This is a genomic window from Enterobacter sp. N18-03635 (assembly GCF_004006055.1).
In the GTDB taxonomy this organism is placed as follows: domain Bacteria; phylum Pseudomonadota; class Gammaproteobacteria; order Enterobacterales; family Enterobacteriaceae; genus Enterobacter; species Enterobacter vonholyi.
This window is the reverse complement of record NZ_CP034769.1, coordinates 106,206-119,902: the sequence shown is the minus strand read 5'-3', so window position 1 is coordinate 119,902 and position 13,697 is coordinate 106,206. Positions and strand designations below refer to the sequence as shown.

General features: G+C 50.9%; 19 protein-coding genes. 14 read left to right on the top strand and 5 right to left on the bottom strand.

Going from position 1 to position 13,697, the window contains the following annotated elements; translation table 11 throughout:
* Positions 1-43: 43 nt before the first annotated feature.
* The 3 genes from rpmG to radC all read right to left on the bottom strand — a co-directional run bounded on the left by rpmG (position 44) and on the right by radC (position 1,357).
* Complete coding sequence (rpmG, locus tag ELK40_RS01285) at positions 44-211, bottom strand: 50S ribosomal protein L33 (protein WP_003024094.1); 168 nt, start codon at positions 209-211, stop codon at positions 44-46.
* Between the two features lie 22 nt (positions 212-233).
* A complete protein-coding gene (gene rpmB / locus ELK40_RS01280; protein WP_002436699.1) occupies positions 234-470 on the bottom strand; it encodes a 50S ribosomal protein L28 in 237 nt (78 codons plus the stop codon).
* Positions 471-688: 218 nt separating this feature from the next.
* Positions 689-1,357, bottom strand: coding sequence for a DNA repair protein RadC (gene radC / locus ELK40_RS01275; protein WP_115876713.1), 669 nt, complete (start codon positions 1,355-1,357; stop codon positions 689-691).
* 172 nt (positions 1,358-1,529) lie between these two features.
* Between radC and coaBC the strand changes: the two genes are divergently transcribed.
* The 3 genes from coaBC (at position 1,530) to slmA (ending at position 3,894) form a co-directional block, all read left to right on the top strand.
* On the top strand, positions 1,530-2,741 hold the full coding sequence (coaBC, locus tag ELK40_RS01270) for a bifunctional phosphopantothenoylcysteine decarboxylase/phosphopantothenate--cysteine ligase CoaBC (protein ID WP_127732708.1): 1,212 nt from the start codon (positions 1,530-1,532) through the stop codon (positions 2,739-2,741).
* Positions 2,719-3,177 carry a dUTP diphosphatase gene (gene dut, locus ELK40_RS01265; RefSeq protein WP_008502691.1) on the top strand — a complete coding sequence of 153 codons (459 nt, stop codon included), beginning with the start codon at positions 2,719-2,721 and terminating at the stop codon, positions 3,175-3,177. Before coaBC ends, dut begins: the two co-directional genes overlap by 23 nt.
* Before the next feature lie 120 nt (positions 3,178-3,297).
* A complete protein-coding gene (gene slmA, locus ELK40_RS01260; protein ID WP_008502690.1) occupies positions 3,298-3,894 on the top strand; it encodes a nucleoid occlusion factor SlmA in 597 nt (198 codons plus the stop codon).
* Between the two features lie 40 nt (positions 3,895-3,934).
* On the opposite strand, the gene pyrE is transcribed toward slmA, so the two are convergent.
* Both pyrE and rph read right to left on the bottom strand, forming a co-directional pair.
* Positions 3,935-4,576 (bottom strand): orotate phosphoribosyltransferase, encoded by a 642-nt coding sequence (gene pyrE, locus ELK40_RS01255; protein ID WP_111964296.1) that lies wholly within the window; start codon positions 4,574-4,576, stop codon positions 3,935-3,937.
* 67 nt (positions 4,577-4,643) lie between these two features.
* On the bottom strand, positions 4,644-5,360 hold the full coding sequence (gene rph / locus ELK40_RS01250) for a ribonuclease PH (protein WP_048975619.1): 717 nt from the start codon (positions 5,358-5,360) through the stop codon (positions 4,644-4,646).
* 125 nt (positions 5,361-5,485) lie between these two features.
* Between rph and ELK40_RS01245 the strand changes: the two genes are divergently transcribed.
* The 11 genes from ELK40_RS01245 to ELK40_RS01195 all read left to right on the top strand — a co-directional run bounded on the left by ELK40_RS01245 (position 5,486) and on the right by ELK40_RS01195 (position 13,577).
* On the top strand, positions 5,486-6,349 hold the full coding sequence (locus ELK40_RS01245; RefSeq protein ID WP_090420358.1) for a YicC/YloC family endoribonuclease: 864 nt from the start codon (positions 5,486-5,488) through the stop codon (positions 6,347-6,349).
* A gap of 191 nt (positions 6,350-6,540) precedes the next feature.
* Positions 6,541-7,809, top strand: coding sequence for a site-specific integrase (locus ELK40_RS01240; RefSeq protein WP_127729115.1), 1,269 nt, complete (start codon positions 6,541-6,543; stop codon positions 7,807-7,809).
* Between the two features lie 56 nt (positions 7,810-7,865).
* Entirely contained in the window at positions 7,866-8,804 is a 939-nt protein-coding gene (locus ELK40_RS22830) for a hypothetical protein (RefSeq protein ID WP_230121591.1), read from the top strand.
* A 110-nt stretch (positions 8,805-8,914) separates the two neighbouring features.
* Positions 8,915-9,121, top strand: a complete 207-nt coding sequence (locus ELK40_RS01230; RefSeq protein ID WP_072197119.1) for an AlpA family phage regulatory protein — start codon at positions 8,915-8,917, stop codon at positions 9,119-9,121.
* Positions 9,121-9,555 (top strand): hypothetical protein, encoded by a 435-nt coding sequence (locus tag ELK40_RS01225; RefSeq protein WP_127729113.1) that lies wholly within the window; start codon positions 9,121-9,123, stop codon positions 9,553-9,555. The genes ELK40_RS01230 and ELK40_RS01225 overlap by 1 nt, the downstream gene beginning before the upstream one ends.
* Before the next feature lie 10 nt (positions 9,556-9,565).
* The gene (locus ELK40_RS01220) at positions 9,566-10,264 is read left to right on the top strand and encodes a host cell division inhibitor Icd-like protein (protein WP_244599397.1); all 699 of its coding nucleotides are present in this window, start codon (positions 9,566-9,568) and stop codon (positions 10,262-10,264) included.
* Positions 10,257-11,135 (top strand): tyrosine-type recombinase/integrase, encoded by an 879-nt coding sequence (locus ELK40_RS01215; RefSeq protein ID WP_127729111.1) that lies wholly within the window; start codon positions 10,257-10,259, stop codon positions 11,133-11,135. The genes ELK40_RS01220 and ELK40_RS01215 overlap by 8 nt, the downstream gene beginning before the upstream one ends.
* Entirely contained in the window at positions 11,128-11,310 is a 183-nt protein-coding gene (locus tag ELK40_RS01210) for a hypothetical protein (protein ID WP_127729109.1), read from the top strand. Before ELK40_RS01215 ends, ELK40_RS01210 begins: the two co-directional genes overlap by 8 nt.
* Positions 11,303-11,497 carry a hypothetical protein gene (locus tag ELK40_RS01205; RefSeq protein WP_127729107.1) on the top strand — a complete coding sequence of 65 codons (195 nt, stop codon included), beginning with the start codon at positions 11,303-11,305 and terminating at the stop codon, positions 11,495-11,497. Before ELK40_RS01210 ends, ELK40_RS01205 begins: the two co-directional genes overlap by 8 nt.
* Entirely contained in the window at positions 11,494-11,715 is a 222-nt protein-coding gene (locus tag ELK40_RS01200; RefSeq protein ID WP_127729105.1) for a hypothetical protein, read from the top strand. Before ELK40_RS01205 ends, ELK40_RS01200 begins: the two co-directional genes overlap by 4 nt.
* Positions 11,716-11,828: 113 nt before the next feature.
* Positions 11,829-13,577: a DUF5906 domain-containing protein gene (locus ELK40_RS01195; protein WP_060570279.1), complete on the top strand. Its 1,749-nt coding sequence runs from the start codon at positions 11,829-11,831 to the stop codon at positions 13,575-13,577.
* Positions 13,578-13,697 lie beyond the last annotated feature (120 nt).

The window sequence follows — 13,697 nt, the reverse complement described above, 5'->3', positions numbered from 1 at the left end:
AAACCCCGCAGTTGCGGGGTTTTTCGTTACAAGGAGACTAAAATTATTTGATTTTAGCTTCTTTGTACAGTACGTGCTGGCGTACAACTGGATCGAATTTTTTCAATTCCAGTTTTTCCGGCTTAGTACGTTTGTTCTTCGTGGTGGTGTAGAAGTGACCTGTACCAGCAGAAGAAACCAGCTTGATTTTCTCGCGAATACCTTTAGCCATGATTTATTTCCTCTTTAAGTACTTAGTACTTTTCGCCACGGGCACGCAGTTCGGACAGAACTGTATCGATGCCTTTCTTATCGATTACACGCATACCTTTAGCAGATACGCGCAGGGTGACAAAACGCTTCTCGCTCTCAACCCAGAAACGGTGAGAGTGCAGGTTCGGCAGGAAACGGCGTTTAGTCGCGTTCAGTGCGTGGGAACGGTTGTTACCGGTCACCGGACGCTTGCCAGTAACTTGGCAGACTCGGGACATGTCTATTCTCCAAAAATCAAATTAGCTCGAGCTTCGTATGGGGTATCGGCGCCTCGTCAGGCTTTACAGCCCGGTCATCGCATAGTTCTAAGTGAACTCTCGATTGCCAGGCCCAAATGCCAAACCCGAGATTCTCAAAGGTGGCGTAGTATACGCTGACTCGGCGGTGTGCTCAAGTCCCGAACAGACAAAGATCCCGATGGATCGCGAGAAATAGCCTAAATCCAGCCACGTTCTGCGAAAGAAATGTACTCACCGCGGCCAATTATCAGATGGTCCAGCACACGAATGTCCATGAATTGACAGCATTTGATAATGCGCTCGGTGATTTCTTTGTCAGCTCTGCTCGGTTCTGCACAGCCAGAGGGGTGATTATGCGCGAGGATCACGCCCGCTGCATTCACTTTTATCGCTTCCCGCACAATTTCACGCGGATGCACCTCAACGTGGCTCAATGTGCCCGCAAAGAGACAGCTATGTTTAAGCACTCGATTTCTGTTATCGACAAAGATCACCATAAAGATCTCGCGTTCAATATCGGTTAACTGACTTTGCAGGAATTCACGCGTCATTTCTGGCGTCAGGATCGGATCTTCCTTCTCCATGCGGACATTATAAAAACGGCGGGCAAGTTCAGCTATGCCCCTCAGTTGGGCATATTTCGCCACGCCAATTCCCTCAACGTGCTTAAACTGCGCCAGATCGGCGGTCAATAAACCGTACAGCGAACCGAAATGTGCTATCAGCTCTTTAGCCAGCGTAAATACCGTTTTTCCGGGCGTTCCGGTACGTAAAAAGAGCGCCAGCAGTTCATCGTCTTTTAACAGGGTGACGCCATAGCGCAGCAATTTTTCGCGCGGTAGCAGCTCCTCGTCCTCTTCTTCCATGCTCTTTCTCCATTTTTTAACCTCATGCTGCCACAGGCCAATCCGTCGCTCGACGACCACATTGCGTTCTTGCGTGGCGCCTCGCAAAGTGGCCGAAGGACAAAATCACCCCGCTTTGGGGATTGTGATAAAATGCCTGCTCTCTGGTGAAACCCAACAGGAAAGAATCATGATGAGCCTGGCCGGTAAAAAAATCGTTCTTGGCGTGAGCGGCGGCATTGCTGCTTATAAAGCGCCGGACCTCGTGCGTCGCCTGCGCGAGCGAGGGGCTGACGTGCGGGTCGCGATAACCGAAGGCGGTAAAGCCTTTATCACTCCCCTGAGCCTGCAGGCCGTTTCAGGATACCCGGTTTCTGACAGCCTGCTCGATCCGGCCGCCGAAGCCGCGATGGGCCATATTGAACTGGGTAAATGGGCAGACCTGGTTATCCTCGCCCCCGCCACGGCCGATTTAATCGCTCGGGTGGCGGCCGGTATGGCAAACGACCTGGTTTCCACCATTTGTCTGGCCACGCCTGCGCCTGTTGCCGTCGTTCCTGCTATGAACCAGCAGATGTACCGTAATGCGGCCACCCAGCACAATCTTGAGACGCTGGCCTCACGCGGACTGCTTATCTGGGGACCGGACAGCGGCAGCCAGGCCTGCGGCGACGTTGGCCCGGGTCGCATGCTTGATCCGCTGACGATTGTTGATATGGCCGCCGCCCATTTTTCGCCTGTCAACGATCTGCAACATCTCAACATCATGATTACCGCGGGCCCTACGCGCGAACCGCTGGACCCGGTGCGCTATATCACCAATCACAGCTCCGGTAAGATGGGTTTTGCCATTGCCGCCGCAGCGGCGAAGCGCGGCGCGAACGTCACGCTGGTGAGCGGCCCGGTATCGCTGCCTACCCCTGCGTTTGTGAAGCGAATTGACGTTACCACCGCGCTGGAGATGGAAGCCGCCGTGCAGGCGCATGCTCAAAGCCAGCAGATTTTTATCGGCTGTGCAGCCGTTGCAGACTATCGTGCCGAGACGATCGCCGAGGCTAAAATTAAAAAGCAAGGCGATGAATTAACAATAAAAATGGTGAAAAACCCGGACATCGTTGCCGGTGTCGCCGCACTAAAAAGCCATCGTCCATACGTTGTTGGGTTTGCCGCAGAAACGAATAATGTGGAAGAATATGCCCGGCAAAAACGTACCCGCAAAAACCTCGATTTGATTTGCGCGAACGACGTATCGCTGGCCACACAGGGATTTAACAGCGACAGCAACGCACTGCACCTTTTCTGGCAGGATGGAGATAAAGTCTTACCGCTTGAGCGCAAGGAACTCCTGGGCCAACAATTACTGGACGAGATCGTTACCCGTTATGATGAAAAAAATCGACGTTAAGATTCTGGACCCGCGTGTTGGCGAGCAATTCCCGCTGCCAACCTATGCCACCTCCGGCTCTGCCGGTCTTGACCTGCGCGCCTGTCTCGATGACGCCGTAGAACTGGCTCCGGGTGCCACTACCCTGGTTCCAACTGGCCTGGCGATTCACATTGCTGACCCGTCTCTGGCAGCGGTGATCCTGCCGCGTTCTGGTCTGGGCCATAAGCACGGCGTTGTGCTGGGTAACCTGGTGGGTCTGATTGACTCCGACTATCAGGGTCAACTGATGGTCTCCGTCTGGAACCGTGGTCAGGACAGCTTCACCATTGAACCAGGCGAGCGTATCGCACAGATGGTCTTTGTACCGGTGGTACAGGCAGAATTTAACCTGGTGGCAGACTTTGACGCCACCGACCGTGGCGAAGGCGGCTTCGGCCATTCCGGGCGCAAATAACGGCCCGAAAGACACGTATCTCACAGCGTCATAATGCAATAACAAACCGCAAACGCCAGTTTGCGGTCGCTGTGTGGATGCCAGCCTGGCAAGTGCTTATTTTCAGGGGTATTTTGTAACATGGCAGAAAAACAAACCGCGAAAAGGAATCGTCGCGAAGAAATACTTCAATCTCTGGCTCTGATGCTTGAATCCAGCGATGGCAGTCAACGCATCACCACCGCTAAACTGGCCGCCTCTGTGGGCGTGTCTGAGGCGGCGCTGTACCGTCATTTTCCGAGCAAAACCCGGATGTTCGACAGCCTGATCGAATTCATTGAAGACAGCCTGATCACGCGCATCAACCTGATTCTGAAAGATGAAAAAGACACAACCGCGCGTCTGCGTCTGATTGTGCTGTTAATCCTGGGCTTCGGTGAACGCAATCCGGGCTTAACCCGTATCCTCACCGGCCACGCGCTGATGTTTGAACAGGACAGACTGCAGGGCCGCATTAACCAGCTTTTCGAGCGAATTGAAGCGCAGCTGCGCCAGGTACTGCGCGAAAAGAAAATGCGTGAGGGCGAGGGTTACAGCATTGATGAAACGCTGCTGGCGAGCCAGATTCTGGCGTTTTGTGAAGGAATGCTCTCCCGCTTTGTGCGTAGCGAATTCAAATACCGTCCAACGGACGATTTTGATGCCCGCTGGCCGTTAGTGGCTGCTCAGCTGCAGTAATCCGTAAGCCCGGTAAGCGTCGCGCCACCGGGCAATTTAACTACACCCCGAACTCTTCCCGGTACGCACGTACCGCCGCCAGATGGTCCGCCATCTCAGGCTTCTCTTCCAGATACGCAATCAGCTCTTTCAGGGTGATAATCGACGTCACTTTACAGCTGTAATCGCGCTCAACTTCCTGAATAGCGGAAATTTCACCGCGACCACGCTCCTGACGATCCAGAGAAATCAGCACGCCAGCAAGCGTCGCACCGTTGGCCTGGATAATCTCCATCGATTCGCGGATCGCCGTACCCGCGGTGATCACGTCATCGACCAGCATGACGCGGCCCTGCAGTGTGCTGCCGACCAGATTCCCGCCTTCACCGTGGGTTTTAGCCTCTTTGCGGTTAAAGCAGTACGGCACATCGCGGTCATGGTGTTCCGCCAACGCCACCGCGGTGGTGGTCGCAATCGGAATGCCTTTATAGGCCGGGCCAAACAGCAGATCAAAATCAATCCCGGAATCCACCAGCGCTTCGGCATAGAAACGGCCTAACAGTGCCAGATCGCGCCCGGTATTAAACAGCCCGGCGTTGAAGAAATAGGGACTCTTACGCCCGGATTTCAGCGTAAACTCGCCAAACTTAAGTACCTGCTTGTTAAGCGCAAACTCAATAAACTGGCGCTGATACGATTTCATGGATTTGCTCCTTTGGTTTTTCTGTCTTACAGGCAAAAAAAAGGCGACTCATTGGTCGCCTTTTAAATCAATTTTCTAACGCCGCTTTCTGCGTCGTTACAATGGATTCGATTCCCCCTCGGGCCAACGCCAGCAGGGAGAGAAGCTCGTCGTGGGTGAACGGCTCGCCTTCCGCCGTGCCCTGTACTTCAATGATGCGACCGTCTTCGGTCATCACCACGTTCATGTCGGTCTCGGCGGCAGAATCTTCAACGTATTCCAGATCGCAAAGCGCTTCACCGTTAACGATACCCACGGACACCGCCGCAACCATACCTTTCATTGGGTTGGTTTTCAGCTTACCGGCCGCAACCAGCTTGTTAAGGGCATCCGCCAGCGCCACGCATGCGCCAGTAATGGACGCCGTACGCGTACCGCCGTCTGCCTGAATAACGTCGCAGTCCAGCGTAATGGTGAATTCGCCGAGGATTTTCAGATCAACGGCTGCACGCAGCGCACGCGCGATCAGACGCTGAATTTCCATGGTACGACCGCCCTGCTTGCCCTTTGCCGCTTCGCGGGCGTTTCGGGTATGGGTCGCACGCGGCAGCATGCCGTACTCTGCGGTGATCCAGCCCTGGCCCTGACCTTTCAGGAAACGCGGAACGCCTTCTTCAATGGACGCGGTGCACAGAACCTTCGTGTCACCAAACTCAACCAGCACGGAGCCTTCAGCGTGTTTTGTATAGTTACGGGTCAGGGTGACGGGACGCACCTGATTGGCGCTACGACCTGATGGACGCATGATGGATTCTCCGGCTTGAAACGAATGTGGCTGCGCATTATACGGATAAAGGACGCTTATTCCTATCCTGAGAAGCCCCCGAAAGCTATAATCCCCCCATCTCTCCTTTAAAAACGGGAATGTCTATGATCCGCAGTATGACCGCCTACGCCCGGCGTGAAATCAAGGGTAGCTGGGGTAGCGCCACATGGGAAATGCGCTCGGTAAACCAGCGTTACCTGGAAACGTATTTCCGTATGCCGGAGCAGTTCCGCAGCCTTGAGCCTGTCGTACGTGAACGTATCCGTACGCGTCTGACGCGCGGGAAAGTGGAATGTAACCTGCGCTTTGAGCCTGATGCCAGCGCTCAGGGCGAACTGATCCTCAACGAAAAACTGGCGAAACAGCTCGTGAATGCGGCGAACTGGGTCAAAATGCAGAGCGATGAAGGCGAAATCAACCCGGTTGATATTCTGCGCTGGCCTGGCGTCATGGCCGCCGGTGAACAGGACCTGGATGCCATTGCCGCTGAAATCCTGGCAGCCCTCGACGGCACGCTGGACGACTTTATCGTTGCCCGTGAAACCGAAGGCCAGGCGCTGAAAGCGATGATTGAGCAGCGCCTTGAAGGCGTGAGCACCGAAGTAGCCAAAGTCCGCGCCCATATGCCAGAAGTGCTGCAATGGCAGCGCGAGCGTCTTGTCGCCAAACTGGAAGAAGCGGAAGTTCAGCTGGAAAACACCCGTCTGGAACAAGAGCTGGTGCTGATGGCGCAGCGTATCGATGTCGCTGAAGAGCTGGACCGTCTGGAAGCGCACGTTAAAGAAACCTACAACATTCTGAAGAAGAAAGAAGCTGTGGGCCGCCGTCTGGACTTTATGATGCAGGAGTTCAACCGCGAGTCGAACACCCTGGCGTCTAAGTCAATCAATGCAGAAGTGACGAATTCAGCGATTGAGCTGAAAGTGCTGATTGAGCAGATGCGCGAGCAGATCCAGAATATCGAGTAAACATTCACCGGATATCATTAGCTATCAAAAAACCTTTAAGCCCGCACTATGCCGGGCTTTTTTTGTTATTACGGGCTATCATTAAGAATCAACAAAGCGCATGATTAGTGTGTACACAATGGTGTACCCAATGAGTTTCTGTCACAGAGGATTGGGTACACCCCTACCAAATTAATATTCAGGTGTTCGCAATGCCAAAACTAACAGACATGCAAATCAGGGCATGGATAAAGTCAGGAGAGCGGTTCGAGGGCCGTTCGGACGGAAACGGGCTTTATCTTCGGTATCGTAGCGCCGACAAAATCCCAACATGGAGATTCAGGTACAAGCTGGCTGGAAAGCCGCGAGCCATGTTGATCGGTTCTTATTCTGAGCTGTCATTGGCAAGAGCCAGAGATAGAGCGAAAGAACTTTCCGCCCGGGTAGCGCTTGGTTATGACGTTGCAGGGGAGAAGCAGGAGCGTAAGGCCAAAGCCCTGGCGAAAATTGAAGATAACAAAAATGCCATGCATGTTTCCGATCTCGCTGCGGAATACTTTGAGCGTCAAATTTTACCCCGTTGGAAACACCCTGATATATTGCGGCGTCGTATTGATAAAGACATAAACCCATGTATTGGCCGGATGAAGGTTGAGGACGTGAAACCGCGCCACATTGACGACATGCTGAAAGGCATTGTTGATCGTGGAGCACCAACAATAGCGACGGACGTTCTACGATGGACGAGACGAATTTTCGATTACGGCATCAAGCGGCACGCTCTGGAGATAAACCCTTGCTCAGCTTTTGAAGTGTCGGACGCTGGAGGGAAAGAGGTGGCCCGCGAGCGCTGGCTTAGCCGGGACGAGTTGATTTGCTTGTTTAGGGCTATGCGCACGGCAAAAGGGTTCAGCCGCCAGAACGAACTAACCTTTAAGTTACTGTTGTCGCTTTGTGTTCGCAAAATGGAACTCTGTGCTGCTCGCTGGGAGGAGTTCGACTTGGAGGCGGCAATCTGGCATCTACCAGAGGAACGCAGCAAAAACGGCGACCCAATCGACATACCATTACCTCCGCCTACTCTGGAATGGCTGAAAGAACTACACACTTTTTCATGCAATAGCGCATGGGTGCTCCCGGCAAGAAAAATGCAAAACAGGATGATACCCCACATTCAGGAAAGCACCCTTCCCGTAGCATTGGCAAAAGTTCGAGCCGAAATGCCTGGTATTCCAAACTTCACAATTCATGACTTTCGTCGTACAGCTCGAACTCATCTAGCCGCGCTGGGAGTAGATCCAGTTGTAGCAGAAAGGTGCCTAAACCATAAAATCAAAGGCGTTGAGGGGATTTACAACCGGCACCAATACTTTAATGAACGAAAAGCGGCGCTGGAGCTTTGGGTTGATCTGCTCGTGGCATTGGAAAGCGGCGAGGAATACAACGTGACACCAATCAAGAAGAGCCATAAGCTATCATGAACGAAAGACTGTGTGTGTCTGGCAATAACATTTTATTCAAATGCTAAAGGTGTCATATGGCAAACATAACAAAAATACCATTTTCATTCTGCCGCATTAAAAGAGCAGCCGAACTTCTTGATATACAAGCCGAAGACCTTTTAAGCTTGTCAGTATCTGGAAAAATTACGCTATGTGTCAGATTAGATGGGTTAAACTCTATTCTTTTGGCAAAAGGCAATGCTGATGATCTTGATAAGTGGTTTTTATCACTTAAAAATAACAACAGTGTATTGGCTAATGCAAAAAACCTATCAAATCACACTTCATTTTCGATTGATAACCTTTCAAATAATGAAGATGAAGAAGTCATATTTCATCCTCGTTTTTATCAATTAAGAAATTCGGACGAGGATATTGCTGATTCCTTATCTCAAAGCCACGGCGGAAGGGCATTCGGTCTTTGGGTCCCACCCACCAGATGTATCAATGATGTATTGAATTACGGCACTGTTTCAATGGGTTCCGACTCGCTGGGAATTTATAGAACAGACGACAGCACACCAGATATGTGTCTGATTCCATTAGCAGAAGAGTATTTAGATGATGTCGAAGATGAAGATTCCTGCATTGAGAATTACGCAAAATACGAGATATCAGTGAATGACCTATGGATAACTGCAGAACAGGTTAAAGAATTAGTCAAACATAATGGTGACTATAACGATTTACCTAGCAATGAATATATTGAAAGTGAGAAAAGAAACATATTAATGAATAGCAACATTAATCATATGGCCGAACATCATGCAACGAATAGAGAAAAACTGTATCGAGCCGCAATTCACCTACTATCTAAATATCCAGAAGAATGTAGAGGTGAGCGAAAGGAAATAAGCCCTGAAAAGTGGAGAGATTGTATTCTCGCACATAAAAATGAAATTCAGGTTCTGCCGATCACAAACGAGGATGTCATTTTGAAACATCTGCGGTCTGCCGCAAACGGCAAGCGGTAGACTAACTTAACGCTACGGGTACAGTAAGATTACTGTGCCTTATAACCACTTCTCCTGCTCGCTACTCTCATCCCGTAACATCAACCGCTATCATTAGGAGTTACGGGAACATGAAAGAATCATCATCCATTCCAACAAATGGCTACATCCGACGCTTCCGTTTGCCAGAACTGCTCGGTGTATCTATGCCAACAATCGATCGCTGGGTTAAAAATGGAACTCTGCCACGGCCAGTAAAACTCACAAATAACGTTACGGCATTTGATGCTTTGGAGATTAACAAATGGCTGGCGGAACGCCGGGAAGGGGCTGCGTAATGGAAAAGAAAAACCGCCCATTACTGCAGGCGGCTAACTCAGATATTCGCACATCCGATGTTACGCCTGCCTCTGGTTTCATTCAAGCACACAGGCGCACTCCTAAAAAATATCGTGCTCGCGTCTACATGCTTCGCACTGGCGTGAAGGGATGGACTGAAAATGACATTCTCCGTTACTGCCGACTTTCTTCTGGCAGGAATTATGCGACTGAATTAGAGCGCCTGCTTGATATCAGGCTGGAACGGACTGAAGAACGCAACCCCGATGGTATTGGTGCACATCTTCGCTATCGTTTTTCATGTCGTGAAGATGTCTTGAAAGTTATCCAGTTAATGAATTATTACGCCGCTATTGGCGGATATTGCGGATTATCGAAGCATGATATCGCCGATATCATTTCATTGTACCCGGAACCCCAAAACGCCGCATAAGGGATCGTAAATGATGAACTCGATTGTTATGGCCTTGGTAGGTCAGGGCCGCTCTCACGCTGAAATCGTCCTATTGGGTATTCTGTCACTTAGCGGCAATATTCATGGAAATAAGCGCTCTGGGATCCAGTATCGAAAAAACGGCTTGCCAGTTTTTGCGGACCAGTATTACACTGCAAAGGCACCAGCAAAATCTGGTGCCGGGATTGGCGTCCCGGATATGTTACAGGCGACAGTAGACGCGCCTTGCGTCTTTTTTGTTGTCGAAAATTCTGCTCACAGTTATCCTGGTGTCGCGAAAGTACTTCGCGCCGCTCAACAGTTAATGGTGGGCTGGATGGGGGCTTCTTCGGAAGCGCCGGTTTCCTGTAACGCCGGTTACGCCAACCCTGTCCAGTTCACCACCAGTGAAATTGGCGTTTCCGGTGGTGAGTTTAAGACTCAGTTACAGGAGGCCGCCACAATGGCTACTACCCCCGCTACAACTCAAACCAAATTCACCTGGCTTTTCCTCGGTACGCCCAAGGGGCAGACCTGCGCACCAATCGTATTACGTACAATGGCTGATACCGAAGAAGCCGCCCGCGATACCTTTCCACGCTGGGATTTGACATTTGCAGCGAAGATCCGCTCTGAATGCCCTCTTTTCCAGCATCGCAACGGCTGCTTTGAACTGAACATCAACGGGCTGGAGGTGCACAATGCTTAATCTCCAGACTCTTACCGCTAAAGCCCGAGCCGTTCGCGGCAATATTGTGGCCGCAGTGTCCACCAAAGGCAGCCGCACCAAATCGCCCATTTACGATCGTGACGAACAAATCAAACTGCGTGAACGTATTCAGCAGACACAACCCGATTGGGTGCTGTTGTGGTGGGATATTTCTGTGGTCACCGGCTGGCGTACCGCTGACGTTTGCAACCTGCGTTACTCCTGCATTGACTGGACGACAGGTAAAGCAACCATCACCGTAGCCAAGCAAACCAAAGCCGCAGAAGCCAGAGCAACACGTAAGGGCGTGGAGCTGGTGCGTAAGGCCCGTAAAGACGCCGCAAGGATGAATGGCGACCACATGGGCTATATGGCATGGGATAGCGCCACCCCGGACGAGATCGCCGCCAGCATGACACCTGAAGAGCAGGAGATGTGTTTCGAACTGGTCAGTCGTGCAGATGTGAAGCGCGACACTAAGCAGCTGCCGCCCGGTATCCTGAAACGCCTTCGCGAACGTCAGGAACGTAATCTGGTGGATGATGGTCTGGTATTCAGTCGTAGCCAGATTGAAAGTAACAGATGCCATTCTCTGAATGGTAGCGTTACCCGCCAGACCATCTGGAAGCGTCTGAGTGCTGTTTGTGAGTGGTTCACCAGACACATTAACGCCAAGCTGCGCCTGAGTGCTTACAGTACCCGCAAAATCGCCGCATTCAACATGATGCGCCGTGGTGGCGATCAGGGGCTGCTTATCGCTTCTGAAATGCTCGGGCACAGCAACCCGGCGGTAACCCGCACATATCTGCAGTTAGGTAGCCAGGCTGGGGAATTGCAGGCGGCTATGGCGCTGGAGGTGTGCAATGCGTAAAACCTTCCAGATTGACGGCTACGCAGTTAACAAGCGCGGCTTAACTATTGGCATTCACTACACCATGACCAGCACTGACTCTGAGACTGCGAAAACTACGGCGCAATTGCTGGCACAGAAAGGCGGTTATAAACACATCCGAATTAACTTTGTCCGGGAGGCGAAAAATGCGTAAGCCAATTAGCTTAGACCAGGCTGAATATAAATCAGCACTGGCAGCATCGCTTTACGAAGTAATTCTGGAGAAAGCTACCGCTGAATGCTCAGAGGCTATGATTAATCTGCTCTCCATTGCTTGTGATTTTAATCATGAAATTCACCAAGCATTAATAGCCGAACAACGCTTGGGAGATAAAAGATGAAACAGGTTCCCTTTGATGTTTTGATGCACGCCGAGAACGCACTTTCTGAAAATGAACGCGCAATGGCTGTCCTGAGCATGTGGATTGACAGTATCCCAAACGGCGAAGAGTACCATGATGAAGCGTGTAAGGTTGGTGCCATCATGTCACTGCTGAATAAATCTATTGTCGAACTGGTGAAAGCGCGGGACGCTTACAAGCTAAATACCGGGGAATAAACAATGGAAAATAAAGATTCTGGCTTAAATGCTAGCGGGTTTTCTCATCCTGAAATCAGTCAGGGAGACCAGTGGTTTATTAAAGAATTTCATCCAGTGAGAGCGAATGAAGAATGAAAAGAGCCCCTAACGTTAAACACTTGCCGAAAGACAAACGTACTGAGGCAATTATTTTTGCTGGCACTGAGGCATACAGCCATGCTCAACACTGGATCGAGTCTGAAGGTAAAAGAGCTGGTGACGACGTACCTCCCGTATATATCGGCGATAAGCAGCTGGCTGAACTGAACAACCTGATCATTATCGACGAAGGCCGAGAAAGTGCCCGGATATACCGCGCTGGCGACATTACCGAGGAACAGCTCACCACTATTGCGACAAAACTGGCGTTGGCCGGGGTGCGTCAGGCGCGTCTATTTGACGGAATATTTCAACCGTCACCAAAAGAGGATTGGTCTGCCCGCCTTCCCGGTTTGAAACGCGATGCTGAAAACGGCGAAAGCTTGGTTAAAGTCCATGCTACGGGTATGAACCTCTCCCAAATGGCTGACAACAAAAAGGCGCTGCTACTGGCCGCCCGTTACAACGGGATCGCAATTCATGCAGAAAGTGAGGCTGTACATGCATACCGTGATGGCGTGTGGGAAAAGACCTCTCAGTTAGAGTTAAGTCGTGAAATGGTCGCTATCTACAACGAAAACCAGACAGATTTCAGTAAAAGGCACATAAATAACGTAATTGAGGCGTTAAAAATTGTAATCCCCGTAATGTCAGTGCCGCGCAGGAACCTGATCGCCTTTAAGAACGGTGTCTATGATATGGAAACCGGGCAATTTTCAGCGCATAGCGCCGACAATTGGATCACCAATCACAACGGCATTGAGTATTCACCGGCGGTGCCTGGCGAAAATCTTCATGACCATGCGCCGAACTTCCATAAATGGCTAAGTTATTCATCAGGTAGAGACGCCCTTAAAATGCGGAGAATTTGCGCTGGTCTTTTCATGGTTCTGGCTAACCGGTACGACTGGCAGCTGTTCCTTGAGATAACCGGGGAAGGGGGAAGCGGTAAGAGCGTATTTACACAAGTTGCTACCCTGCTGGCCGGGGAACATAACACCGCCAGCGGTAATATGGTGGCGCTCGATACGGCGCGTGGACGTGCCCAGTTCGTCGGAAAGAGCATGATTACTTTGCCAGACCAACCCAAATACACTGGCGAGGGTACCGGCATTAAAGCCATAACCGGCGGTGACGCTGTGGAGATTGACCCGAAGAACGAGCATCAATTTACTGCCATTCTTCGGGCGGTAGTTATCGCTACCAATAACACGCCAATGATATTCACGGAACGTGCCGGGGGAGTGGCCCGCCGGCGGGTTATCTTCCAGTTTAATCATAAGGTCAGGGAAGCAGATAAAGACCCGGAGCTGCCGCGCAAGATAGCAGCAGAAATACCGGTTATCATTCGCCGCCTGCTGGATATCTTTGCCGATCCAGATGATGCCAAAAACCTGCTTATTGAACAGCGTGACAGTGAGGAGGCGCTGGAGATTAAACGCGCGTCTAATCCTGTGCTGGATCTGTGTGCCGCACTGGCTTTCATGAGTGAGCCTCGCGGGATGGAAATGGGAGGCGGTAAGAGGGCAGAAGAAGAGCGGGACCCACGACGCTACCTCTACCACCTTTACCTGTCATTTATGGAATATCAGGGGCTGTCTAAGCCTTTGAGCGTCACTGAGTTTGCCAAAGCAGTAAAAGAGGCGGCAAAAGAGTACAAAACCGAGTACCTGACCAGGACGATCAAAGGGAGGCGGCAAACGAACGTACAACTAACAGATAAAGCAGACGAGTTTTTGTAAAACCTTAATGCTATCTACCTTGTCTACACGAAACGAAAAATCACTTTAAATTCAATGCTCTTATTAGGTAGATAACTATATTTTTGTTATCTACCTATTATCTACCTTATCTACCCAGCA

Coding starts and splice junctions, on each gene's coding strand:
- ELK40_RS01240 (WP_127729115.1), top strand. CDS start 6,541: ATGCCAAAACTAACAGACATGCAAATCAGGGCATGGATAAAGTCAGGA.
- rpmG (WP_003024094.1), bottom strand. CDS start 211: ATGGCTAAAGGTATTCGCGAGAAAATCAAGCTGGTTTCTTCTGCTGGT.
- ELK40_RS01215 (WP_127729111.1), top strand. CDS start 10,257: ATGCTTAATCTCCAGACTCTTACCGCTAAAGCCCGAGCCGTTCGCGGC.
- rph (WP_048975619.1), bottom strand. CDS start 5,360: ATGCGTCCATCAGGTCGTAGCGCCAATCAGGTGCGTCCCGTCACCCTG.
- ELK40_RS01220 (WP_244599397.1), top strand. CDS start 9,566: ATGATGAACTCGATTGTTATGGCCTTGGTAGGTCAGGGCCGCTCTCAC.
- ELK40_RS01230 (WP_072197119.1), top strand. CDS start 8,915: ATGAAAGAATCATCATCCATTCCAACAAATGGCTACATCCGACGCTTC.
- ELK40_RS01210 (WP_127729109.1), top strand. CDS start 11,128: ATGCGTAAAACCTTCCAGATTGACGGCTACGCAGTTAACAAGCGCGGC.
- dut (WP_008502691.1), top strand. CDS start 2,719: ATGATGAAAAAAATCGACGTTAAGATTCTGGACCCGCGTGTTGGCGAG.
- slmA (WP_008502690.1), top strand. CDS start 3,298: ATGGCAGAAAAACAAACCGCGAAAAGGAATCGTCGCGAAGAAATACTT.
- ELK40_RS01225 (WP_127729113.1), top strand. CDS start 9,121: ATGGAAAAGAAAAACCGCCCATTACTGCAGGCGGCTAACTCAGATATT.
- pyrE (WP_111964296.1), bottom strand. CDS start 4,576: ATGAAATCGTATCAGCGCCAGTTTATTGAGTTTGCGCTTAACAAGCAG.
- ELK40_RS22830 (WP_230121591.1), top strand. CDS start 7,866: ATGGCAAACATAACAAAAATACCATTTTCATTCTGCCGCATTAAAAGA.
- ELK40_RS01200 (WP_127729105.1), top strand. CDS start 11,494: ATGAAACAGGTTCCCTTTGATGTTTTGATGCACGCCGAGAACGCACTT.
- ELK40_RS01205 (WP_127729107.1), top strand. CDS start 11,303: ATGCGTAAGCCAATTAGCTTAGACCAGGCTGAATATAAATCAGCACTG.
- coaBC (WP_127732708.1), top strand. CDS start 1,530: ATGAGCCTGGCCGGTAAAAAAATCGTTCTTGGCGTGAGCGGCGGCATT.
- ELK40_RS01195 (WP_060570279.1), top strand. CDS start 11,829: ATGAAAAGAGCCCCTAACGTTAAACACTTGCCGAAAGACAAACGTACT.
- ELK40_RS01245 (WP_090420358.1), top strand. CDS start 5,486: ATGATCCGCAGTATGACCGCCTACGCCCGGCGTGAAATCAAGGGTAGC.
- radC (WP_115876713.1), bottom strand. CDS start 1,357: ATGGAAGAAGAGGACGAGGAGCTGCTACCGCGCGAAAAATTGCTGCGC.
- rpmB (WP_002436699.1), bottom strand. CDS start 470: ATGTCCCGAGTCTGCCAAGTTACTGGCAAGCGTCCGGTGACCGGTAAC.